Source organism: Acinetobacter sp. FDAARGOS_558, from assembly GCF_003937785.1.
GTDB lineage: Bacteria > Pseudomonadota > Gammaproteobacteria > Pseudomonadales > Moraxellaceae > Acinetobacter > Acinetobacter baumannii.
In genome coordinates this window covers 1,403,102-1,426,529 of record NZ_RKJH01000001.1, presented here as the reverse complement: position 1 = coordinate 1,426,529, position 23,428 = coordinate 1,403,102, and the positions used below count along the sequence as shown (strand labels likewise).

General features: G+C 39.2%; 25 protein-coding genes. 16 read left to right on the top strand and 9 right to left on the bottom strand.

Going from position 1 to position 23,428, the window contains the following annotated elements; all coding sequences use genetic code 11:
* Positions 1-44 precede the first annotated feature (44 nt).
* The gene (locus EGT34_RS06880; RefSeq protein ID WP_001027816.1) at positions 45-551 is read right to left on the bottom strand and encodes a GNAT family N-acetyltransferase; all 507 of its coding nucleotides are present in this window, start codon (positions 549-551) and stop codon (positions 45-47) included.
* Positions 552-584: 33 nt separating this feature from the next.
* The gene (locus tag EGT34_RS06875; protein WP_001054060.1) at positions 585-842 is read right to left on the bottom strand and encodes a YjhX family toxin; all 258 of its coding nucleotides are present in this window, start codon (positions 840-842) and stop codon (positions 585-587) included.
* A gap of 278 nt (positions 843-1,120) precedes the next feature.
* Here EGT34_RS06875 and EGT34_RS06870 point away from each other — a divergent pair, with 278 nt between their 5' ends.
* The 4 genes from EGT34_RS06870 (at position 1,121) to EGT34_RS06855 (ending at position 3,279) form a co-directional block, all read left to right on the top strand.
* Positions 1,121-1,540, top strand: coding sequence for a hypothetical protein (locus EGT34_RS06870; protein WP_000750919.1), 420 nt, complete (start codon positions 1,121-1,123; stop codon positions 1,538-1,540).
* A gap of 137 nt (positions 1,541-1,677) precedes the next feature.
* Positions 1,678-2,418 carry a hypothetical protein gene (locus tag EGT34_RS06865; RefSeq protein ID WP_086242036.1) on the top strand — a complete coding sequence of 247 codons (741 nt, stop codon included), beginning with the start codon at positions 1,678-1,680 and terminating at the stop codon, positions 2,416-2,418.
* A 68-nt stretch (positions 2,419-2,486) separates the two neighbouring features.
* Complete coding sequence (locus EGT34_RS06860) at positions 2,487-2,864, top strand: ribonuclease E inhibitor RraB (protein ID WP_000650750.1); 378 nt, start codon at positions 2,487-2,489, stop codon at positions 2,862-2,864.
* A 31-nt stretch (positions 2,865-2,895) separates the two neighbouring features.
* Positions 2,896-3,279, top strand: coding sequence for a DUF2750 domain-containing protein (locus EGT34_RS06855; RefSeq protein WP_000703840.1), 384 nt, complete (start codon positions 2,896-2,898; stop codon positions 3,277-3,279).
* A gap of 52 nt (positions 3,280-3,331) precedes the next feature.
* On the opposite strand, the gene EGT34_RS06850 is transcribed toward EGT34_RS06855, so the two are convergent.
* Positions 3,332-3,817, bottom strand: coding sequence for a hypothetical protein (locus EGT34_RS06850; protein ID WP_000995959.1), 486 nt, complete (start codon positions 3,815-3,817; stop codon positions 3,332-3,334).
* Positions 3,818-4,558: 741 nt separating this feature from the next.
* Here EGT34_RS06850 and EGT34_RS06840 point away from each other — a divergent pair.
* Positions 4,559-5,137: a TetR/AcrR family transcriptional regulator gene (locus EGT34_RS06840; RefSeq protein WP_001133246.1), complete on the top strand. Its 579-nt coding sequence runs from the start codon at positions 4,559-4,561 to the stop codon at positions 5,135-5,137.
* A 79-nt stretch (positions 5,138-5,216) separates the two neighbouring features.
* On the opposite strand, the gene EGT34_RS06835 is transcribed toward EGT34_RS06840, so the two are convergent.
* Complete coding sequence (locus EGT34_RS06835) at positions 5,217-6,080, bottom strand: metal-dependent hydrolase (RefSeq protein ID WP_001090405.1); 864 nt, start codon at positions 6,078-6,080, stop codon at positions 5,217-5,219.
* Between the two features lie 108 nt (positions 6,081-6,188).
* Between EGT34_RS06835 and EGT34_RS06830 the strand changes: the two genes are divergently transcribed.
* The gene (locus tag EGT34_RS06830) at positions 6,189-6,806 is read left to right on the top strand and encodes a TetR/AcrR family transcriptional regulator (protein ID WP_000256447.1); all 618 of its coding nucleotides are present in this window, start codon (positions 6,189-6,191) and stop codon (positions 6,804-6,806) included.
* A gap of 115 nt (positions 6,807-6,921) precedes the next feature.
* Here EGT34_RS06830 and EGT34_RS06825 read toward each other — a convergent pair whose 3' ends face one another.
* Complete coding sequence (locus EGT34_RS06825; RefSeq protein ID WP_001100700.1) at positions 6,922-7,527, bottom strand: nitroreductase family protein; 606 nt, start codon at positions 7,525-7,527, stop codon at positions 6,922-6,924.
* A 37-nt stretch (positions 7,528-7,564) separates the two neighbouring features.
* Positions 7,565-8,347 carry an SDR family NAD(P)-dependent oxidoreductase gene (locus EGT34_RS06820; protein ID WP_001276033.1) on the bottom strand — a complete coding sequence of 261 codons (783 nt, stop codon included), beginning with the start codon at positions 8,345-8,347 and terminating at the stop codon, positions 7,565-7,567.
* A 123-nt stretch (positions 8,348-8,470) separates the two neighbouring features.
* On the opposite strand from EGT34_RS06820, the gene EGT34_RS06815 reads away from it, so the two are divergent.
* Positions 8,471-9,037, top strand: a complete 567-nt coding sequence (locus EGT34_RS06815) for a TetR/AcrR family transcriptional regulator (protein ID WP_000868735.1) — start codon at positions 8,471-8,473, stop codon at positions 9,035-9,037.
* Here the strand turns inward: EGT34_RS06815 and EGT34_RS06810 are convergent.
* Positions 9,026-10,192 carry a glycerate kinase gene (locus tag EGT34_RS06810; RefSeq protein ID WP_000869492.1) on the bottom strand — a complete coding sequence of 389 codons (1,167 nt, stop codon included), beginning with the start codon at positions 10,190-10,192 and terminating at the stop codon, positions 9,026-9,028. The genes EGT34_RS06815 and EGT34_RS06810 overlap by 12 nt on opposite strands.
* A gap of 394 nt (positions 10,193-10,586) precedes the next feature.
* Here EGT34_RS06810 and EGT34_RS06805 point away from each other — a divergent pair, with 394 nt between their 5' ends.
* The 5 genes from EGT34_RS06805 to epmA all read left to right on the top strand — a co-directional run bounded on the left by EGT34_RS06805 (position 10,587) and on the right by epmA (position 16,521).
* On the top strand, positions 10,587-12,995 hold the full coding sequence (locus tag EGT34_RS06805; RefSeq protein ID WP_000370439.1) for an FdhF/YdeP family oxidoreductase: 2,409 nt from the start codon (positions 10,587-10,589) through the stop codon (positions 12,993-12,995).
* Between the two features lie 79 nt (positions 12,996-13,074).
* Positions 13,075-13,866 (top strand): formate dehydrogenase accessory sulfurtransferase FdhD, encoded by a 792-nt coding sequence (gene fdhD, locus EGT34_RS06800; RefSeq protein WP_000187635.1) that lies wholly within the window; start codon positions 13,075-13,077, stop codon positions 13,864-13,866.
* 119 nt (positions 13,867-13,985) lie between these two features.
* Positions 13,986-14,378 (top strand): YkvA family protein, encoded by a 393-nt coding sequence (locus tag EGT34_RS06795; protein ID WP_000119199.1) that lies wholly within the window; start codon positions 13,986-13,988, stop codon positions 14,376-14,378.
* Between the two features lie 104 nt (positions 14,379-14,482).
* Positions 14,483-15,550 carry a 4-phosphoerythronate dehydrogenase gene (locus EGT34_RS06790; RefSeq protein WP_000706070.1) on the top strand — a complete coding sequence of 356 codons (1,068 nt, stop codon included), beginning with the start codon at positions 14,483-14,485 and terminating at the stop codon, positions 15,548-15,550.
* Positions 15,547-16,521: an EF-P lysine aminoacylase EpmA gene (gene epmA, locus EGT34_RS06785; protein WP_000059551.1), complete on the top strand. Its 975-nt coding sequence runs from the start codon at positions 15,547-15,549 to the stop codon at positions 16,519-16,521. The genes EGT34_RS06790 and epmA overlap by 4 nt, the downstream gene beginning before the upstream one ends.
* 58 nt (positions 16,522-16,579) lie before the next feature.
* On the opposite strand, the gene EGT34_RS06780 is transcribed toward epmA, so the two are convergent.
* Positions 16,580-17,557, bottom strand: a complete 978-nt coding sequence (locus EGT34_RS06780) for a Tim44 domain-containing protein (RefSeq protein WP_000451848.1) — start codon at positions 17,555-17,557, stop codon at positions 16,580-16,582.
* 82 nt (positions 17,558-17,639) lie between these two features.
* Positions 17,640-19,028 carry a DNA repair protein RadA gene (radA, locus tag EGT34_RS06775; protein ID WP_000048860.1) on the bottom strand — a complete coding sequence of 463 codons (1,389 nt, stop codon included), beginning with the start codon at positions 19,026-19,028 and terminating at the stop codon, positions 17,640-17,642.
* Positions 19,029-19,517: 489 nt separating this feature from the next.
* Between radA and EGT34_RS06770 the strand changes: the two genes are divergently transcribed.
* The 4 genes from EGT34_RS06770 to dapF all read left to right on the top strand — a co-directional run bounded on the left by EGT34_RS06770 (position 19,518) and on the right by dapF (position 23,413).
* Complete coding sequence (locus EGT34_RS06770) at positions 19,518-20,924, top strand: amino acid permease (RefSeq protein WP_000070815.1); 1,407 nt, start codon at positions 19,518-19,520, stop codon at positions 20,922-20,924.
* Between the two features lie 140 nt (positions 20,925-21,064).
* Entirely contained in the window at positions 21,065-21,289 is a 225-nt protein-coding gene (gene lptM / locus EGT34_RS06765; RefSeq protein ID WP_001255198.1) for an LPS translocon maturation chaperone LptM, read from the top strand.
* Between the two features lie 22 nt (positions 21,290-21,311).
* Positions 21,312-22,562, top strand: coding sequence for a diaminopimelate decarboxylase (gene lysA / locus EGT34_RS06760; protein WP_000011145.1), 1,251 nt, complete (start codon positions 21,312-21,314; stop codon positions 22,560-22,562).
* Positions 22,563-22,567: 5 nt separating this feature from the next.
* Complete coding sequence (dapF, locus tag EGT34_RS06755) at positions 22,568-23,413, top strand: diaminopimelate epimerase (RefSeq protein WP_000923485.1); 846 nt, start codon at positions 22,568-22,570, stop codon at positions 23,411-23,413.
* Positions 23,414-23,428: the final 15 nt, after the last annotated feature.

Below are 23,428 nucleotides of genomic sequence, written 5' to 3'. Positions count from 1 at the left end.
TCTATAAATAGAGGCTTTTTACTATGTGTGGTAAGCGAACTTATTTATTCAGTTGCCGTAAAAGCGTCATGGTAAGTAACTTCACCTGAGGGAATATGGTTAATGAAGCTTAAAGCTTGAAAGTATTCATTAGGCACATCAGGTAAATTTAAATCAGGGTAAGATTTAAAACCAAATCGACTGTAATAATTTGGATCACCTAATAGAACGCAACCTTTTCCGCCTAATTCTTTTAACTTTTGAAGAGCTGCATTCATTAAAAGAGAACCAATGCCAATTCCTTGTTTCTTTGGACATACAGAAATAGGGCCTAGGCCATACCAATCAGTGTCACCTGACGTAATTGTAACTGGTGAAATAGCCACATGACCTACAATTAAGTCATCTTCTATAGCAACCAAAGAAATTGTAAGTTGCTTATGTTTACGAAGGCTATTTACAATAAATTGTTCAGTGTGGCTAGAATGCTCTTCATTTAAGAACGCGGCTTTCGTCAACGCTTCGATATTTTTAATATCTTCGGGTTGTTCATCTCGAATTGTAATATTCATATTTTTCTTTCTCTTAATAAATAGCAACTTATATCAACGATTGTCTAGTTGAGGGCGGACCGTCTGGAGTCCTAACAATGTAATTTGATAAGGTTGGCTATTTTTAGACTTGATTAAACGTTTTGCTTTTAGCTTTTTAAATACATCTAAAGAACAATCAGATAGCACGAAACCTTCTCGTGTGTAGCATTCAACGAAATAGACTGTGCCTGATGCGTCACGTTGGTATTTAATATGTCCGCCTTTAGCAAGGACATGGAGAGTTCGTTGTTCGAACTTTGAAAGATTCATGTTGGAGCCTTGATAATGATCAAACGTGCAAATACAAGTGATCAGAAATATGACCACAGAAAAATTGCGACATTGATAATCAACTCAATAATAAAAATTGAGAGTGATTATCAGATGATTACTATCTCCAACATATAAACCTCTTTGAGAAGGGGGATACTTTTATTCAAAGGATATATTAACTGTATATATCACTTAATAACAAATGTTTTTTATATTCATAGACCTTTCATTTATATAAAATCAGGCAACAAAAAATTATGTATGAGTTTTAGTAAATGAAAAAAACAATTTTTAGCCTAATTTTCGCTACCTGTGCAGCTTTTTCAAATAGTATTCAAGCAGAAGAAGTTTATTATCAACAAGAAGATATCGCTTATGCTTTTGAACTAGATTCAATCGAATTTTATTTACCAAGTAAAAGTAAATTTAAAATTACTGCTACCAGAAAACTAGTTGGCGTACCCGAAACAAAGTTTTATACAGGTGATTTTGATAAAGATAATATCGCACAATTTCATATGGCTTTTGACTGTTCACATAAGACCATACAGATTTTAGACTTTATGATTGGTGATAAAAATAATGGTGAACTTAAGTACAAGAGCGATAAAAAGAGTGAAGTAATGAAAGCCACGGGTGACAATGATTTAGCTATGCTTAATTTAGTATGTGAAAATGCTAAAACTATAAAATAGTGCCTGTGAGTCATAATGATTGTTTTTTAATAAACGTACATAGAATTTTTTTGGTGACCCACCTTTGAAAAAATGAAATTAAAGATTTAACAATTATGATACCTGTACAGACATTCTCGGTTTTTGCAATTTTTCTGTTGTTTATTGCTCCATTGATTGGTGTTGTACTAACGCTAGGTTTATTAGTGAAAGCACTATTCTTTTGGCGAAATAAGGCTCAAAAGCCTGTGAGGTTTTTCTCTCAAAAAACATTATTCATTACGCTAGTGGCATTAATATGTGACCTGTGGGCAGGTTATTTATTTTATATGACTGAATCGGTAAAGTATGAGATTGCTCTTAAGCAGCATTACAAAGAACGTCGCAGCCATTTCGTTTTATCTCAAGATGCACAATATGGCGAACTGTTGATTCCTAAAGGGAGTTTAATTAGTCGTTACGATGCTTTTGACAACGGCGAGCCACAAGTACCCTTTAGCTTACGTGGATTAGAGGCTGTACGTTTTCCTCATCCTGTACAGGTTGCAGGAATGTGGGTAACTGCGATGGAGCCTCCTCGAATGGAATTGGCATGGGATCAGCATGTAGGTCCAGTTATGCGCTTTGATCCTAAGGAAGAAAATGGCTATGGTAAATGGGTTTACGATACGAAACGTCCTACCATCGCTTGTTCTCGTGGAGACATCGTGCTACTTGAAATACCACTCATTGATTATGATATTCAAAAAGAATTTGGTAAACCTGAGCCTGATGGAGCGAATGCACGTTTTCGCCCGAGTGAGTGGGGTGTTCAACAATGCGAAAAAGGTCAGGGGCCGATTAAAGTTAGTCCTGCGTATACTGGGACTGCACCAAAGAAACCTTGGTTTCAACTTTGAGATAGTTTTAGTAAATTTTTAGTTCTACATCTATTACTAATATTTTATTAAGGATTCTCAAGAATCTCTTGAAAGATGATAATCTCAAAGAGCCAAAATTAGTAAAAATAGAGAATCAAATGAGCCAATTTCCTAATGATGCAACAGGAGATACTTTAAACGAATTTAAGAAAAATGGGTTTGATCTAACAAAGCCGATGGAAATAGATTTCTTTATTGTAATTCCTTCAGAAGAGATTGGAGAAAAGATTTCTACAGAGGTTAAAAGATTAGGTTGTAAAGCCAGTGTTGAGCAAGATAATGATACTAAGGAATGGACTTGTTATTGTACGAGTACAATGATTCCATTTTATGATGACATTATAAAATTCGAAGAAGATCTAAATAATATTGCTAGTCAATATGGTGGTTATACTGATGGTTTTGGTTCCTTTGGTAATGTTTGAGTAATTTTTAATAAATTATAGGTTCAAAATTATGAAAATTAGTCAAAAGCAAATAGATGCTGTAATAGCATTAGATGGTGCTAAAAGATATAAGCATTTCATAAAAGTTATTGCCGATACGCAAGAAGTTTGGGGTTTATATAATGATGGATGGGCATTGGCTGGAACAGAGGATAATCAAAAAGTATTTCCTGTATGGCCCGCCAAAGAGTATGCCGAGTTATGTGCTGAGAATGAGTGGGAAGAATATGAAGCTGAGCTGATTTCTTTAGATGACTTCATGAATGAATTGTTGCCTACATTAAAAGATGATGAGGTATTAATAGGCATTTTTTATACTCCTTTAAATAATGGTGTAACTCCAGAGATAGAACAGGTACTAAATGATTTAGAGCTTGAATTGGAAAATTATTAGAAAGATACGATATAGCCTCCTTAAGTGAGGCTAATTTCTAAGAGCAGTTATTCTATGAAAGAAGCTCACATTGTAATGAAAGCCAATTTTTAAGATCATTCAAGAAAGTAGGCCATATCTCATTTAGTTCTAATTTAGATATACCTTCTGAAGCCAAATATAATTCATCATCATAATAATTTATAAAATTGTATAGATCTTCATCTTCAGCAAATCTAGATATCTTTATTAATATTGCAAATAAATTAGAAATGAATTCTATTGAATATCCGATAGAGGGCGTTATCTCTGTATATTTTTTTAATATTTCATAAAGAATTTTTTTCTTAAGAGTAGGTTCTACATTAGTTTCAGCAATACTAATATTATTGCAATAATCTAAGATTTCCTCATCTTTAGAGAAAAAACAAATGTCTAAAGCTAAAAGATCTGCTGGGTTTTTGTCTAATTTATCTATAGCCCATTTTTGAATGTCTTGAGCAGATTTTAAGTTTAATGTTAATTCCAGTTTGAGCTGAAACTTCTCTGCATCATTCATTTTATGTTATTCACTTCACTTAGAATTAATAGAATATACCTTATACAAAGAGACTGTTATAGGGCGGCAGTTTTCTCTATATCCCTTTTATATATTCTATTCTTGCCTAACTAAACTAATTTATCTATATAAATTTCATAGCCTTTATAAACCCCCATTTAACAATAACTATCTCATTATTTATCCTTACTTTTTAATGATCTAAATTAAAACAAATGTCATTTTGTGTGCTTGACTGCAAAAGGGCAGAGCACTATTCTTTGCCTGCTGGCCACATTGCCAGCCGGTTTTAGCAGACCGTGTATTATCTCCCGCATCAGAGCTTTTCCTTCTGAGGAATAGTCTTGTGTGGTGAACTACTCGTCCCTTTCCCGTAGCGGTAGGACGGGAGAGGGACACCTTCGGGTGTGCTAGTTTGAGATAATACTAGTCTGCTAACCCTTTCTCGTTCTGCCACCATAATTTTAATGCTTTGGCAGAACTCCCAATAAAAAGGAGTTGGCTTTGCACATCCATTATTTCTTGGCAACCTTTGCCAAACGCTATAACAACACAACTTAGTTTTTAACAAGTTTGATCGCCATGCGGCTGATTAGGCTTTAAATCGTCACGACTAAAAACTTGCAGCAACAATAAAACTTGAGATGTGCCACGCACAGTCTTTATAGGCTTTGCTGTGCCTTTTTTTCTCCCAAAAAAGTATCTCATTTACAAACAACAAGAATTTATAACGGTAAAACTATGCCAAATTTAGTTCTCCCAACACGTGCCTTATATGTTGTAAATAAAGCAATTGATCTGTTCCATCACCGTGGATTTCACCTTATTGGGGTCGACAGAATAGTGAAAGAATCAGAGATTACAAAAGCGACTTTCTATAATTATTTTCACTCTAAAGAACGACTCATTGAAATCTGCCTGATGGTGCAAAAAGAAAAGCTCCAAGAACAAGTAGTCGCAATGGTCGAATATGACTTAAGCACTCCTGTCATCGATAAACTCAAAAAGCTTTACTTTCTACATACCGATCTAGAAGGGCCGTATTACTTATTATTTAAAGCCATTTTTGAGATTAAAAATAGCTATCCCAACGCTTATCAAACCGCAGTGCGCTATAGAACATGGCTAAAAAATGAAATTTATAGCCAGCTTAGAACACTAAAACCTGATACCTCTTTTACCGATGCCAAACTATTTTTATATATGGTGGAAGGCACAATCATTCAGCTTTTAAGCTCTGGTGGGGTAGATGAAAGGGAGAGATTACTAGATTATTTTCTTGGTTTAAGTGATCTGAGCCGATCCAAAATAGAAAGTTAAGGTCAATCAAAATACATAAAAATTAAAATCGTTATTTCTATAAAAGCCCGCTGATAAGGGCTTTTATAGATTGGTTTTTCTAGCTGAGGTAGTCTCTAAGAAAGCCTGCTTGGCCAAATAGTTTTTCTCGGAATTCGGCTTCTAATTGTTCTGTTTGCATGTTTAACGGGTCAAAATTTTCTGCTCTGACATCCAGCATATCTACAAATGCTTTAGACAAAATACCGACCCGATTGATTCCACCAAAACCTAAGTAAATACCATCCTTCAACTGTTTCAAAGTGAAGTTAATATCTTTTCTTTTTAAGATTTTTATCCAATATTTAAAAATAATAGGCGGGATGAGTTTTGCAACTCTAGCTAAAGCTACTTTTCTGTTTTTGCTAGAATTTCCATCTATCGCATTTAATACATCAAACGCGACCGATTTATGCTCAAGCTCCTCGAGGGCATGCCACTCCCACAAATTTCTGCTCTCTTGCGTGGTTTTTTCTTTAATTAACGAGTCTGTGAGTAATAGGCGAGCAAGTGTGGCGGTATAGTGTTCCATCACGACTGTAGCAGCGACTTGTTCGACTGCTGAAAGTTGACGTAATTTATCCAAACGTGCTTTGGTTTGGGCTTCAATTTCGACAACTTCAGGATAGTTCGAATGGATGAGGTGATTGTTTAGCATTTTATGTTCACGGCTATGGAAAGCTTCCTGAGCAATAAAGGCTTTTATATCTTCTAAAAGTTTTTCATCCTTAATTTGATTTCGAACATTTCTGATACTTTCTATAAAAAACATTTCACCAGCGGGAAACATCGCTGAAAGTACAACGAACAAGGAAGTAACAACAGGATTTTCCTCATAATAAAAAGAGTAACTTTTATGATGATCGTATGTCAGTTCAACATTACGACGAAAAATTTTTTGATCCGATTTTAGAGCTGTATTCATTTTTTTAAACTCATCTTTATAAAATAATTGATCAAATTTTGATTTATACTAGAATTTATCAATGAATTTATACAGAAAAAAGACGGATTATTAGAAGGATAAAAAATTATGGTAACTATAAGAAAACCAAAACAAAATAGAGCAATAAATACCTTTGATTCTATAGTGGGTGCCGGATTTATATCTGTTATGAAAAATGGCTTGGACCATACAACAGTACTTAAAGTGTGTGAGATAGCAGGCGTAGGATCGGGGAGTTTTTATGAGTACTTTAAAAATAAAGAAGCCCTTTTTGTTGAGATGCAGCAGCACTTTATTGCGGAAATCTCAAAAGTTATTTATGGCGTGATTCCTGAAATTTTAGATTTAGAGATTCCTGAAGCAATCAGAACAATTTTTTTAAAAATCGGCGAGTTTTTGGCGAAAGATAATAATAAATATTTTTATTGGCTCAGTGTTTCTTCTAAATATAGTACTGAGGCAAGTCATGTAAAAGCCGTAAAAGCGATCAATGTCTTAGCCATTGAATATGCCATGAAGCATCCTGAAGTATTAAAAATCAAAAATTTAAAAATGATGGTTTATATTTTAATTCATTCAAGTATTGCTTTAACAATGAACTTTTTTACGTCTGAAAATATGGGTTTTACTTTTGAAGAGTTAGTGGACTGCTTAATTAATATTACGATGTCATACATAGAAGATGATAGAAATAAGGTCGCTTAATTTCCATTCGCCAATTTATGATTTTTAGCGTCTAAATACATGCCAAATTAAAGGCTTCCATCTATTTATCATAAAAATAACAAATAGAATGAAAGCCTAAAATTTGAATTACAACTTAGAATGTATTTTTAATAATGACATCATCGTAAGGAAGTTTGCCTACGCGCGGGTAAGGTTCAGAAGCTGATTTACCAACCGCAATCATTAAACACACCACGTGGTCTTCAGGCAAGTTAATGAGCTTTGCCATTGCATCAAAGTCAAAACCATCCATTGGACAGCTATCTAAACCATGCTCTTGAGCAAGTAACATAAGGGTTTGAGCAAAGATACCCGCACTACGCATCACTTCGTCACGTTGGGTTTGTGGGCGGTCACGGTAATACTGGTCGATTGCACCAACCATAATATCTTGAACTTCTGGAGAAGCTCCATCCCATACACGTTTAGCATCAACTTCCCATGTGTTCACTTTAGCGCATAACACAATCAGTAATGATGACTCTGTTACTTGTGGTTGGTCCCAAGCAATCGTGCGAATTTTTTGTCTTAACTCTGCATCTTCAACAATGACTGGACGCCAATGCTGCAAGTTAAAAGCGCTTGGTGCATTTGCTAAAACTTCTTGCAATAACTGCTTTTTGTCATCTTCAGAGAGTTGAAAAGCAGGGTCGAAGCGTTTAACTGCACGGCGTTTGCGGAGAGCATCAATAACATTCATAAGATTTTCCTACTTGAGAGTTGGGTAGCCGTAGTCGTTAGTTTTTATAACGTTGGGCTACTTCAGCCGAAGAGAAGTTTGGTAATAATGTCATACGCGATTTTTCAAAATTATTCCATTGATTTTCATCTTTCAGCACAGGAATTGTAATTGTTTCTTTACGGTCAAAACCAATCAGGGCTGCATCGACCAAATCATTGACGTCCATTAATGGCGGAACTTGGCTTAAATCTATACCTGAACGTTCCCAAATTTCGGTTTTAGTGGCAGAAGGTAATACAGCTTGAACGTGTACCCCATGATCTTTTAGCTCTAAATGTAAGCCTTGGCTAAAAAATTGGATGAAAGATTTACTTGCGCCATAAATGGTAGAACCAAATTCAGGCGCTAAGCCAAGCACAGAGCCTAAATTAATAATGGCGCCTTTACCTTTGCGTATAAGGGATTGCGACATTGCATGAGACAACCGCACCACCGCAGTCATATTTAAAGTTAGAAGTTTTTCAATCTCATTACGATCTTGAGTTAAAAAGTTTCCGTTCAGTGCAATCCCAGCATTATTTACCAAAATTTCAATATCAGCATCGTTTTTGAGTACATCTTCAATTTTGCGAATGTCTTGATCGTTTGATAAATCGGCTTGAATGAACTCCACCTGTACGCCGTATTTTTCTTGAAGATCTTTTGAAATTTTATCTAAACGGTTGGTGTCTCGTGCAACCAAGATTAAGTGATAGCCACGTTGAGCAAATCGATCTGCATAAACAGAACCAATTCCTGACGAAGCCCCTGTAATAAGTACTTTTGATTGAGCTGACATGTGATGTCTCCACGCTTTAATTTTTTAGATGACGGTCATAATCTAAAATATACAGGTTTTGATGTCAATCATAATCAATGTATAATAATGACGAGCAGGGTGAATAAAAGTGAGCGCACCAACATGAAAGTCAGTAAAACTCAGGTAAAAGAAAACCGAGGTAAAATTGTTGAAAAGGCGACTCAACTGTTTCGTAGCAAAGGTTACGACGGGGTAGGTATTGCCGAGTTAATGTCTAGCGCAGGCTTTACTCATGGTGGGTTTTATAAACATTTCAGCTCGAAAACAGACCTTGTTACTATTACTGCCAAATATGGTCTTGAGCAGGTTTTAAAAAGAATAGAAGGTTTAAACTTACCCCAATTTATTCAAATGTATGTGTCTCGTACACATCGGGACAACCGTGATCAGGGCTGTACCTTAACAGCGCTATCTTGTGATGCCGCAAGACAGCCCGACGAAGTAAAAGTCGAGTTTGAAGAGGGCATAGAGCAGCTTATTGAGTTCATTATGAATGAACGCGCAAAACAAGTTTCTTTAGAAACAGAAGAGCTGAGAAAGCAAGCTATTAATATTCTTGCTCAGTCAGTAGGGGCAATTGCATTGTCTCGTGCATGCCCAGACCAATCAAACCTTAGCGATGAAATCTTGGAGAGCTGTAGAGAGAGTCTTTTAAAATTAACCGATTAAGTTTTTTTTATCTTTTAAGCTAGTTTGACTAAACTGAATTAATCTCGCTATATCGACTGTTCGCTCATAAATGAGTTCTGCTGCATGTTCGCAGGCGTGTTCTAGGGTAATGGGACCATTGGCTAGTGAGAAAGCAGCGCTTACACCGTGCTCATAAAGTGCTTGGTATTCTTCCCCTAAAGTCCCAGCAATCACAATGACCGGAACATTGTGGGCTTTGGCAATTTGGCTTACCCCAAAAACGGTTTTACCGCTTAAGGTTTGTTGGTCAAATTTACCTTCACCCGTCATCACCCAATCTGCGTTAGAGATTTTATGCTCAAGCTGATTCAGTTCAGCAACAACTTTAACTCCAGCTTTAAAGTCTGCATTTAAATAACTTTTGGCGGCAAAGCCCAAACCACCAGCGGCACCAGAACCCGCTTCATCTCGTTTGTCGAAACCTAAAAGTTGTGCCGTGACATCGGCAAAATGGGCAAGGGCTGCATCGAGTAACTGGACTTGAGCAGGAGAAGCGCCTTTTTGTGGGCCAAAAATATGTGATGCGCCGTTTGGGCCACAAAGTGGATTGGTCACATCGGCAGCCAGTAAAAACCGTGTGTGCTGAATACGTGAGTCGAAATGTGTTAAATCAACTTTAGATAGGTGGCTAAGGGCAAGGCCGCCAGCGGGTAAAACGTTTTGGTTAGCATCGAGTAAAACTGCACCCAAAGCACTAAGTAAGCCTGTGCCGCCATCATTGGTCGCACTACCGCCCACAGTTAAAATAATATCTTTTGCACCCGCGTCTAAGGCATCCAAAATAAGCTGACCTGTGCCAAATGTTGTGCTGTGGCAGGCATCACGCTCAGACGGTGGAACTAACTGTATGCCGCTCGCTTGAGCCATTTCAATCATGGCAATTTTTTGTTTTTCTAACCATCCCCATTTGGCCTGAACAGGCTGACCTAATGGCCCGACTACAGTTTTTTCACGCCATTGACCCTCGCAGACTTCTAAAACAGCTTCAATGGTTCCTTCACCGCCATCTGCCATTGGGCATAAAATCGTTTCTGCATCGGGAAAAACCGCTTGCCATCCTTGGGCAATGGCTTGAGCTACCTTTAAAGCCGATAAGCTATCTTTAAATGAATCAGGGGCGATCACAACCTTCATAAATGCTCTAATGCAGATAAATTTTTAATTGTTTTATACTGCTTAATGCGAAAAAAACATAGATCAAGTCGTGTAAGTGTCAATTTTAAAAAGCTTTCAGTCGGTTAAAAATGAAACCCAATAATGTTTTTATCTGTAAAAGATAGAATTAATATCTATTTAAATCATTGTTTTGTATGTTTTTATATAAATAACGTTGTTGGCTTGAATTATTGTAATTGTAAAGAATATGGCACATATTATAAGAACGGTTGAGCCGGCTTTTAGCATAGTGGCAATAATATAAAAAGTGGACTCTACTCATGGGTAAACAGCGGGTAGCTTTGATAAAACCATAATTAAATTGTGATTTCACTGAGCCTGTTGAGTGTAAAAAAGATAAGAGGATGAAAAAGTGGATAATTCAGAAGAACAAAAGCACATACAGGAAAATAACGGTTTTGCGCGAATTGAGCCATATACTCATCCTGCTGGCGGGTGGGGCGCACTGCTCAGTGTTGCTCGAAACTTAAAGCGACAAGATATTTTAGGTAAAGGTTCAATTACCTTACTCAACATTAACCAGCCTACAGGTTTTGACTGTCCCGGCTGTGCATGGCCAGAAAAGAAAGATGCTCACGCATTTAACTTCTGTGAAAATGGTGCAAAGGCGGTTGCTTTTGAAGCGACTAGTAAAACCGTCACTCCTGAATATTTTGCAGGTCATACCGTCAGTTGGTTATCAGAACAAAGTGACTTTTTTCTAGAAGACCTAGGCCGCTTAACAGACCCAGTTCGTTATGATGCTGCAACCGATAAATATGTGCCTATTTCATGGGACGATGCCTTTAAGCTCATCGCTCAACATTTGCATGCGCTAGATCATCCAGACCAAGCGGCATTTTATACCTCGGGCCGTGCCAGTAACGAAGCAGCATTTTTATATCAATTATTTGTACGAAGCTTTGGTACAAATAACTTTCCCGACTGCTCAAACATGTGTCATGAAACCACAAGTGTTGGTTTGCTCGACTCGATTGGTTTAGGAAAAGGCACAGTCACCTTAGAAGATTTTGATTTAGCCGACGCCATTTTTAGTTTTGGGCACAACCCGGGAACCAACCATCCACGTATGTTAGGTACTTTGCGTGAAGTGTCTAAACGCGGCGGCAACATTATTGCGATTAACCCTATTAAAGAGCGAGGCCTTGAGCGTTTCCAAGACCCGCAAGCACCGCTTGAAATGATGACCAATGGCAGTACACCAATTAGCCGCTATTATTTCCAACCTAAAATTGGCGGCGACTATGCACTGATGTTAGGTATTTTAAAGCACTTACATGAGTGGGATAAAAAGGCGCTTGCCTCAGGTAAACCAAGCGTTTTTGACCGAAACTTTATTGCAGTCAATACCGTTGGTTTCGACGAAATGATTGCCGAGGTAGAAAGAACGGAGTGGGCGGATCTTTATAAGCACTCAGGTCTGTCACCTGAACATTTGGAAAAACTGGCTAAACTCTTTTTAGAGTCAGAGCGTTCAATTTTCTGTTGGGGTATGGGGATTACCCAGCATCGTCACGGAACTGCTAACGTACATATGCTGGCAAATTTATTGTTGGCGCGTGGTCAAATTGGCAGACCGGGTGCAGGGCTTTGTCCGGTTCGTGGGCACAGTAACGTGCAAGGCGACCGCACTATGGGCATTAATGAACTCCCAAGCCCGAAACTTCTCGACAATATTGACCGTGTGTTCGGTATTAAATCACCAAGAAAAAATGGATATGGTGTGGTTGAAACCATTAAAGCCATGGCCGAAGGTGATATCAAAGTCTTTATTGGTTTGGGCGGAAACTTTGCTGTTGCAACACCTGACACCGCTTATACACAAGAAGCGCTTAGAAAATGTAATTTAACCGTACATGTGGCAACCAAGTTAAATCGTAGCCACTTGGTGTGTGGTAAAGATGCGCTTATTTTGCCATGTTTAGGCCGTACCGAAATTGATGAGCAGCTTCATGGACCACAAGCTATTACAGTTGAAGACTCAATGAGTAATGTCCACTTGTCGGCAGGGCGTAATACTCCAATTTCTAAAAATATTTTGTCTGAACCCGATATTGTGGCAAGAATGGCTGAGGCCGTGCTGCCAGAGAGTCAGATTAAATGGAAATGGTACATCGAAAGCTATGACCGCATTCGTGACTCAATTGCCGATGTGTTTGATGAATTCCATGATTTTAATTTACGCGTTTATAAACCCGGCGGTTTCCATTTAGAACATCCAGCTAATCAGCACATCTGGAATACAAAGAGTGGTAAAGCGCAATTTCTGATTACGCCACTTGAAGAAGTCTATGCGGATAAAGAAAATCAGTACGCTGCCGCATATACCGAAAGTAAGGTTTATACCTTAATGACCACCCGATCTCACGACCAATACAACACCACTTTATATGGTCTGGATGATCGTTACCGTGGGGTGTTTGGTCAGCGCCGTGTGTTGTTTATGAACCAAGCCGATATTGATGAAGCGGGCTTTGAAGCAAATCAGTGGGTTGATATTGAAAGTGTTTTCTCCGACGGTGTGAAGCGTATTGTGCATAGTTTCCGTATTGTGCCGTACAACATTCCACGCGGCAGCTTAGCGGCTTACTATCCGGAAACCAATCCTTTGGTGGCCTTAAGCAGTCATGATAAATATGCCAAGATTCCGGCTTCTAAAAGTGTTCCTGTGATTTTACATCCCGGAAATGCGCCAGAGCATTTTAACTTGGCAACAGCCGTTGACCCTGAAGATGCCAATAAGAAAGTTAGCAGTCTTTAAGTGAATCTGATTTTTTTAAAATGAAATTTAAGCAAAAGGCGCTCTAAACAAGCGCCATTTTGAAGTAAAGGAAATAATTTTGACACCACATGCTTATGGGGTTGAAACATTGCCAGTACAGCGGTTTAACAAAACCGAATCTGAAAATGTCTTAGATCATATTGTGCAAGAGTACCCAATTGCCTTGGTATATAACGGTATTTCGCATGCGGTGATGATGGCGACACCGACCGATGTCGATTTATTTGCTAAAGGTTTTAGTCTCTCGGAAGGAATTTTAACCAGCTTAAAAGAGCTATATGCCCTTGATGTGCATCAAAATGAATTAGGCATTACGGTGGAAATGACCATTTCATCGAGAGCATTTACTGCCTTAAAGGAACACCGCCGTATGATGGTCGGTCGTACAGGCTGCGGTTTATGTGGAATTGAAAGCTTAGAGCAGTTTCAGTTAGACGTGCCAAAAATTACAACGCATGCATCAAAAATATGGCTTGAGCAAATTCCGAGTGCTATTTCCCATTTAAAAACTCAACAAGAAATTACTGCTTTAACGGGTGGGGCGCATGCCGCAGCGTGGGTAGTTGACGGTCAAATCGTGGCTTTATTTGAAGATGTTGGCCGCCATAACGCCTTAGACAAATTGCTCGGTTATTTAGCGCAAGAAAACTACGACACCAGTTTGGGTTTTGTGGTGATGACCAGTCGGGCAAGTTATGAACTGATACGAAAATGTGCTCAGCTCAATATTGGCTTGCTTGCTTCAATTTCAGCGCCTACCAGTATGGCCATTCAGTTAGCTAAGCAATCTGGCCTGACTTTGGCAAGCTTTTGTAGGGGCGATGGATTTGTTTTATATACGGAAATATAAAATATATCTTTTAATGTGAAAGAATTAGGGGAAAGTTCATTCGATATTCCTTTCACTTTTAAGCTAAGGTTAGTTTTTATAGATTATTATAAAATTCTAAAGGTTCAGAGTCTGTCCAAATGTCTTGGGTACAATCAATAAAAGAATGGGCAAAACGTCTAAAAAAACAAATTATTATGCTTTGGTTTGCCTCAAGGCATCCTCAAATGCCGTGGTTACCCAAAATTATTGCTGTGGTAGCGGTGGCTTATGCGTTTAGTCCAATCGACTTAATTCCAGACTTTATTCCTATTTTAGGCTTCATTGATGACGCGGTTATTTTACCCATACTCATTTGGTTAGCAGTTCGTTTTACGCCTCAGCAAGTCATTTTCGATGCTGAACAACAAGCTAAAGAATGGCTAGATGAACATGAAAAGCGGCCAAAAAACTATTTGGTTGCCGTACTTATTATTTTAATTTGGCTCACACTTGCTGTGATGGTTTACTTTTATTTTGGTGGTGGTTTGTAAGTGAACTGAGTCTTGAAACCCTGTACTAATTTAATACCCTTAACATTGTACTTTGCCACAACTCAAAGGATAATAACGTTTTTATAAGCTATGGGTTGCAGACCATGAAAATCGTCGCAGATGAAAATTTGGCGTTTACCGATTACTTTTTTTCAGAGTTTGGCGATATTCAACATAAAGCAGGGCGCACCTTAACCCATACAGACGTACAAGATGCTGAAGCTTTATTGGTTCGTTCAGTCACCGCAGTAAATGAAAGTTTAATTCAAAATACCGCCCTAAAATATGTGGGCAGTGCCACAATCGGGACCGATCATTTAGATATTCAAGCTTTAGAAAAGCATGGCATTACATGGGCCAATGCCGCAGGTTGTAATGCACAGGCGGTTGCTGAATATGTGATTACAGCTTTACTGCATTTTGATGCTAGCCTTTTAGAACAACAAGAAAAATTTACGCTAGGTATTGTGGGTCTTGGCAATGTCGGTAAGCGCTTGGCCTATATGGCTCAGTTGCTTGGTTGGAAAGTGATTGGCTTCGACCCCTATGTACAGTTAGATTCAATTGAAAATGTAAGCTTTCAAGCCTTGTTGCAACAAGCCAATGCAGTTTCAATTCATGTACCGCTGACCAAAAAAGGCGAACATGCGACATATCATTTGTTTGACGAAAAAGCTTTTGCAGCGCTTCAACCTGACACAATTTTGATTAATAGTGCACGCGGTCCGGTCGTAAAAGAAGCCGCTTTAATCGAAGACATTCAACGTACCCAGCGTAAAGTGGTACTCGATGTATTTGAGCATGAGCCAGTGATATCTGAAGAGCTTTTAAATATGTTGGCTTTGGCGACACCGCATATTGCAGGTTATAGTTTGGAAGGAAAAGCTCGTGGTACGCAAATGATTTATGAAGCGTTTTGTCAAAAATTTGGATATGACATTAATAAGCGTTTCGAAACCCAGTTACCTGCATGTGAAGACTATTTTTCAGGACATGATTTAAAAGCAGTGTTAAAGCAAAAAATATCTCAAATTTATGATATTGCTCAAGATGATGCCAACCTCCGTGCCTGTGTTAAAGAGGGCAAGGTAGAGCAAAAAGCATTTGATTTATTACGTAAGAATTATCCGCTGCGCCGTGAATGGGCAGCTCACGGGGGACCACAGGCATGAGTTTAAGTTATCAACCTACTTGTTCAATTGATGCTTTAAAGGCTCGTGCCAAGCTCTATACTCAAATCCGTCAGTTTTTTGCAGAACGTGGTGTCATGGAAGTTGAAACACCCGTGGTTTCACAAGCAGGTGTGACTGACGTACATTTAGCCTCAGTTCAGGCTTTACGTCATATCAATGGCAAATTGCAGACTCAGTATTTACAGACTTCGCCTGAATTTACCATGAAACGTTTACTGGCAAGTGGCAGCGGACCGATTTATCAAATCTGTAAGGTCTTCCGAGACGATGAGCACGGGCGCAAACACAACAGTGAATTTACCATGCTTGAATGGTACCGTCCGGGTCTGGACTTAAAAGCGTTAATGCACGAAACAGCCGATTTATTGCAAACCTGTTTGCAACATCGTTTTGGTGAAGTTCGTCCGTTTATTTTAAGTTATAAGCATGCTTTTCAGGACCGTTTAGATATTAACCCGTTGCAAGCGACTTTAAAGCAACTTAAAGACACAGCAAATCGTGTTGGGTTAAATCTCGACTTGGGCGATGACCGTTTAGCTTATATGGATTTGTTGTTTTCTCATTTTGTTGAACCGAGTTTAGGGTTTGATGCACCTGTCTTTTTAACTGACTTTCCACCAGAAATGGCGTCTTTGGCAAAAGTGAAAGTAGATGAAGATGGGGAAGAGGTCGCAGCGCGTTTTGAGGTTTATATTGAGGGCTTAGAGCTTGCCAATGCCTATGATGAATTGCTGGATTCAGACGTGTTGCGTTCTCGCTTTGAAGCAGATAATGCAGAGCGAGCTAAACAAGGACTTCATATCATGCCATTAGATGAGCACTTGTTGGCTGCGTTACCTCATATGCCTGAATGTTCAGGGATCGCTTTGGGAATTGACCGATTACTCATGGTTGCAACCGATCAACTTAAAATTGAAAAAGTCATTGCTTTTCCAGCCGAAATTGCCTGAAAACAACGAAATAAAAAAGCCACAATAATGTGGCTTTTTTATTTAGAACTTATTTAAGTTAGGCTTGTTGAATACCTGCAACAACCCAATCTTGCTGTGAACCAACAGGTTTTACAAAGTGCCAGATTTCAGTAAATGGCTGTGGCAAGCTGTTTAAATCTTCACTTACTGTACCTGTGAAACGTACGCTCACAATGTATTGACCATTTTCAGTCGCACTGTCTACAACCATTGCATTTAAGTTACTAAACTCAGCAACGTCCTGATCTTGGTTCTCCATGATGTCGTTATACATAGAGTTATAAAGTTCAGGGGTTAAGTAACGACGAATTTCTTCAATGTTACTTGCACTATTGATTGACTGAATGTGGTTAAAACGCTGACGGGCAACGCGTAAGAAAGAAGCAGGCTCACTACCATCTGGTAATTGGTTACCGCTATTCGTCGTTGCGCTACCAAAAGGAGCTTGTGTTGCTGCACCACCACCTACAGATTGGCCAAAGATATTGGTATTGTCACCTGTATTGGTTGGAGCTGCCGAGCGGCCAAATGGGTTTTGACCGCCATTGTTTGGTGCATAAGGGTTATTAGCTGCTAATTTTTTTTTTGATCCCAATTTACGGAATACAAAGAAAGCTACAGCGGCTGCAAGTAATACCCAAAGCCAGCCAGGGATACCACCTTTTTTCTCTTCTTGGGCTTGAACAGCTTGTTCATTACCCGGTTGAGTTACTTGGTGTTCAGCTGATGTTGATTTGTCATCTGCTAAAGCATTTGCTGCAACAGCACCTACGGCAGCACCAGCCACACCAGCGGCAACCATTGAACCGACACCCGGACCAGATCTCTGAGGTGCTGTAGCAGGTTGTTGAACTGGAGTCACTTGACGAGGTTGTTGATAAGACTGGCTTGAAGTAGTAGAACGTGCCATACCGTGGCTTTTACCACCACCTGCACGTTTAGCTTCAGCAAGCGGAGAAATTGCTAAAGCAGCCATTAAAATACCGGTAATCAAGCCACGCTGGTGTACTTCCATAGGAAATTCCTGTTTAAAGTTAATTTGTAATAGTATTTATGCAGGTATTTACTCTAAATTTCAACCTTAAAAGTATGTTTTTTTATGTCAATTCATCACTGAGTTGCATCGCCTCAGTCAAGGCTTCATGCAAGCGGGCAACAGCAATCACTTGTACGCCCGGAATTGCTTTTTGCGGGGCGTTACCTCTTGGTAAGATGACGTATTTAAACCCATGTTTTGCTGCTTCTTTTAAACGTTCCTGACCATTAGGTACAGGTCGGATTTCACCTGAAAGACCAACTTCACCAAAAACTGCAAGCTGCTGAGGTAAGGCTTTTGTTCGTAAACTCGAAGCACATGCAAGTAAAACAGCCAAGTCCGAACCTGTTTCGGTAATTTTTAAACCACCTACAATATTGACATACACGTCTTGTCCGGTGGTTTGTACACCACCATGACGATGCATAACAGCAAGCAGCATGTTTAAACGGTTTTGTTCAAGACCAAGTGCAACACGTCTTGGTTGTCCTTGAGCATCATCGACTAAAGCCTGAACTTCAACTAAAAGCGGGCGAGTTCCTTCACGGCTGATCATGACAATTGAACCGGGAATGGCTTCGTCATAACGACTTAAAAATATAGCAGAAGGGTTAGCCACTTCACGTAAGCCTTTATCGGTCATGCCAAATACACCAAGCTCATTGACTGCACCAAAACGGTTTTTCACTGCACGAATCATTCGATAACGTGAGTCTGATTGGCCTTCAAAGTAAAGTACGCAGTCCACCATGTGTTCTAAAACACGAGGACCTGCCAATGCACCTTCTTTGGTCACGTGACCAACAATAAATAGCGCCGTGCCACTATTTTTTGCATAACGGGTTAATAACGCAGCAGATTCACGAATTTGTGAAACCCCACCCGGCGCAGATTGAAGCGTTTCTGTGTAAAGCGTTTGGATAGAGTCCAAAATTGCGACAACAGGACGTTCTTGTTCTAAAACTTCACAAATGCGTTCGACACAAGTTTCAGCCATGACTTTTAACTGGTCTGTTGGTAGGTCAAGGCGTTGGGCGCGTAAGGCAACCTGTGACAGCGATTCCTCACCCGTAATATAAAGCGCAGAACTTTTTGCACTTGCCATGTGAGTTGCTGTTTGTAAAAGAATGGTCGATTTACCAATACCTGGGTCACCACCAATGAGTACTACAGAACCTGTTACCAAACCACCGCCAAGCACTCGGTCAAATTCACTAATGCCTGTTGGTAAACGGGTTTCATGAGAAACAGAGACTTTATTAAGCGTTGTAATATTGGCGACTTGACCCGCATAACCCCCAACTTTAGGACGTGCACGATGAGCAGTGGTGGGTTCTAGTTTGACTTCATTAAGACAATTCCATTCACCACACTCTGAACATTGACCTGCCCATTTTAGATGATCGGCACCACATTGCTCGCAACGGTAAACGGTTTTGACTTTGCTCATATTCGACTTCAGTGAGATAACTTCATAATCATTAAAAGCAGAGTATAGCAAAAAGCCCAATAGAGAACTTAATCGATATGGAATACATTTTGCTTAAGCTTCGGTGAGCAAAATTAAAGAGTAAATGTCATGTTTTAAAAATAGAGAGATAACGTAGTAGTCAGTCAAATTTCGAGAAAGTATTAGAAGCTCGAGAGGGAATTGGTAGTTAAAAAGTTGATCAATTGATATGGCTTTTTAATTTAAAAATCAAAGTAGTTCAAGTCTTAATTTTAGACTGAAAAGTGCGTTGTATTGCTAGGTTCTTGTGCGTATTATCGGATTTAATTGTATGTATCTTGAAATTATCAGCAATACAGACAAAAATTGGTTAGCTGAAAAGTTGTCAAAAAATATACATTTAAAAGATACCTGCAAATGGTGCGATATCGTCTTTTTGATTTGATTTTAGCTAACGGACTAAAAAAATTACTGGAGTGTATTCATAAAATGTCGAATCAAAATCTGAGCGACCCTCATGAACAAGGTGAGCTCCATCGTAGTCTCTCTAATCGGCATTTACAGCTGATCGCGATTGGTGGTGCCATCGGTACCGGATTATTTATGGGTTCAGGTAAAACAATTAGTCTTGCCGGACCTTCTATCTTATTTATTTATATGATTATTGGTTTGATGGTGTTTTTTGTCATGCGTGCGCTTGGCGAACTTCTTCTGTCAAATTTAACCTATAAATCATTTATTGATTTTTCTACCGATTTAATTGGCCCATGGGCTGGTTACTTCGTGGGTTGGACCTACTGGTTGTGTTGGATCACGATTGGTATCGCCGATCTGTCTGCAATTATTTATTACTTACAGTTCTTCAATAATGGCTTACCTTTCTCGCCTGTTGAAGGCGCAATGATTAGTGTTGCCGCGATTGTGTTCATTATGGGATTGAACTTATTAACAGTTCGATTGTTTGGTGAATTAGAGTTCTGGTTTGCACTTATTAAAATCCTTGCGATTATTATTTTAATTGCAGTGGGTCTGTGGATGATCTTTACAGGCTTTACGTCTACTACAGGTGAAGTCGCTTCATTTACTCATCTTTGGGCAAATGGCGGTTTCTTCCCAACAGGTGTGCATGGCTTCTTGGCTGGTTTCCAGATTGCAATTTTTGCTTTCGTGGGTGTCGAGCTTGTAGGAACAACAGCTGCGGAAACTAAAGACCCTGAGCGTAATTTGCCTAAAGCGATTAACTCAATTCCAATCCGTATCATTATTTTCTATGTATTGGCGCTACTCATTGTAATGTCAGTAACACCATGGAACAGAATTGATCCGGCGATCAGTCCATTTGTAAACCTGTTTAGTCAAGCAGGGGTAGCGGCAGCCGCAATTTTGATGAACTTGGTGGTATTGTCATCAGTCATGTCATCCATGAACAGTGGTGTATTCTCAACAAGTCGTATGTTGTTTGGTTTATCTCGTGAAGATCAGGGGCCAAAAGCTTTTGGTAAGCTGAACAGACGTGCAGTACCGGCAAATGCATTGTATTTCTCTGCTGCATGTTTATTGTTAGGTGCAGCATTACAGTATTTTGTACCAAATACAGTTGAAGCATTTACGCTTGCAACAACACTTTCAACGATTCTCTTCATCTGCGTGTGGTTGCTTATTATCTGGAGTTACATCCGTTATTACACCACGCGTCCTGAACTGCATGCCAAATCAACATTTAAATTGCCGGGTGGCTTATTTACATGTTGGATCACGATTATTTTCTTTATTGGTATGATTTACGTATTGTCTTTAGAGCCAGACACTTTTAAAGCGCTTAAAGTCAGCCCAATTTGGTTTGTTATTTTGATCATTGGTTATTTCTTCTTCTATAAACCACGTCATAAAAAATAATTAAATTTATTTGGTTATGATCAAACGCTGGCTGAAAAGCTGGCGTTTTTTATGCATATTGTTTTTCTATTCAAGTTTACTCTTTAGCCGCTTGCCTGATCACGGTATACTGCATCGAATTGTTTAAATCAGGTGCTCAGATGCGTCGTGTCATTTGCCTCATCAGTTTATTGAGCAGCAGTATTTTGCTTAGCGCTTGCGGTCAGTCAGGAGCATTGCAGCTACCTTCTGATCCAAATTATGACAAACGTGCAAAATACTTGCTCTATCGTAATAAAGAACAGAAACAAGTTGTGCAACAAGATGAACAGGCTGAACAGTCAGTCGAATCATCAGCCGCTCAACCACAAACTACATCACCTTAAGCTTTGAAATAAGGACACTTTCATGAGTTTCACCCGCATTAATGGAGTATTGCATGCAGAGCAATGTTCTCTAGAGCAGCTTGCGCAGCAATTTGGCACACCGTTATATGTTTATTCAAAAGCAGCTTTTGAAAAACATTATTTAGATATGGATCGTGCCTTTGACTTTATTGATCATCAAATCTGTTTTGCGGTGAAGTCGAACTCCAATATAGCTGTTCTTAATGTCTTGGCAAAACTTGGTGCGGGTTTTGACATTGTGTCTGGTGGTGAGCTAGCACGTGTTTTAAAAGCAGGTGGCGATGCTTCTAAAATTGTTTTTTCAGGTTTAGGTAAAACTGAAGCTGATATTGAAACGTCATTAAATGTAGGGATTGCCTGTTTTAATGTCGAGTCTTATGCAGAGTTGGACCGTATTCAAAAAGTAGCAGCTCGCCTAGGCAAAAAAGCGCCTATTTCTTTACGTGTAAATCCTGATGTCGATGCAAAAACGCATCCTTATATTTCAACAGGATTAAAAGAAAATAAATTTGGTATTCCAAGTGATGCAGTTTATGAAACTTATCAATATGCTGCATCTTTACCTAACCTTGAAATCGTAGGTATTGATTGCCACATTGGTTCACAGCTCACTGAAACTAAACCATTTGTTGATGCTTTAGACCGTGTCATTGTGATGATTGATGAGTTGAAAAAACTAGGCATTAATCTGAAACATATCGATATCGGTGGTGGTTTAGGGGTTTGTTATAAAGATGAAACACCACCAAGTGTTGAAGAATATGCAAACTCTATGAAGCCGGCTTTAGAAAAATTAGGCTTGAAAGTTTATATGGAGCCGGGTCGTAGCATCAGTGCAAATGCAGGTGTACTTTTAACCAAAGTTGATTTGCTTAAACCAACGACGCATCGTAACTTTGCGATTATTGATGCAGCAATGAATGATTTAATTCGTCCTGCTTTATATGAAGCTTGGATGGATATTCAACCTGTTGTACCACGTACAGATACCGAAGAAAAAACTTGGGATTTAGTTGGTGCAATTTGTGAGACAGGTGATTTCATTGGTAAAGACCGCTCACTCGCATTACAAGAAAATGACTTGTTGACTGTACTGGGTGCCGGGGCTTATGGTTTTGTCATGAGCTCAAATTACAACACGCGTGGCCGTGCAGCAGAAGTCATGGTATCAGGTGAAAAAAGCTATTTAATTCGTGAACGTGAAACGGTTGAGTCGCTTTGGGAAAAAGAACGTTTATTGCCTGAGGAGTAAATGAGATGTTATTAGAATTTACCAAAATGCATGGTTTAGGCAATGATTTCATGGTGGTTGATCTAATTAGCCAAAGAGCTTATTTAGATACTGCAACAATTCAACGTTTGGCAGACCGACACTTTGGTGTGGGGTTTGATCAGCTTTTAATTGTTGAACCACCAGATGTACCCGAAGCTGATTTTAAATACCGTATTTTCAATGCAGATGGTTCTGAGGTTGAGCAATGTGGTAATGGTGTGCGTTGTTTTGCCCGTTTTGTCCACGAACGTCATTTAACTAATAAAACCAACATTACCGTACAAACCAAAGCGGGTATTGTAAAGCCAGAGCTTGGGCAAAATGGTTGGGTGCGTGTAAATATGGGTTACCCAAAGTTTCTGCCAAATGAAATTCCATTTGTTGCCGAAGAGCCAGAAGCTTTATATACCCTTGAGCTGGCAAATGACCAAAACATTAGTATTGATGTTGTGAACATGGGTAACCCACACGCGGTCACTATAGTTCCAGATGTACTAACTGCTGATGTAGCTGGTATTGGTCCGCAAGTTGAATCACATAAACGTTTCCCTGAGCGCGTTAATGCTGGTTTCATGCAAGTGATTGATAACAAACATGTTCGCTTACGTGTATTTGAACGTGGTGTGGGTGAAACACTAGCGTGTGGTACAGGAGCATGTGCCGCTGCGGTAAGTGGCATGCGCCGTGGTCTACTTGCGAACTCTGTAGAAGTTGAACTTGCTGGTGGTAAGCTACAAATTGAATGGCAAGAAGGCGATGTGGTCTGGATGACTGGTCCAACAACTCATGTATATGATGGACGTTTGGATTTACGTTATTTCCAAGGTTAATCGCATGGCCTAAAT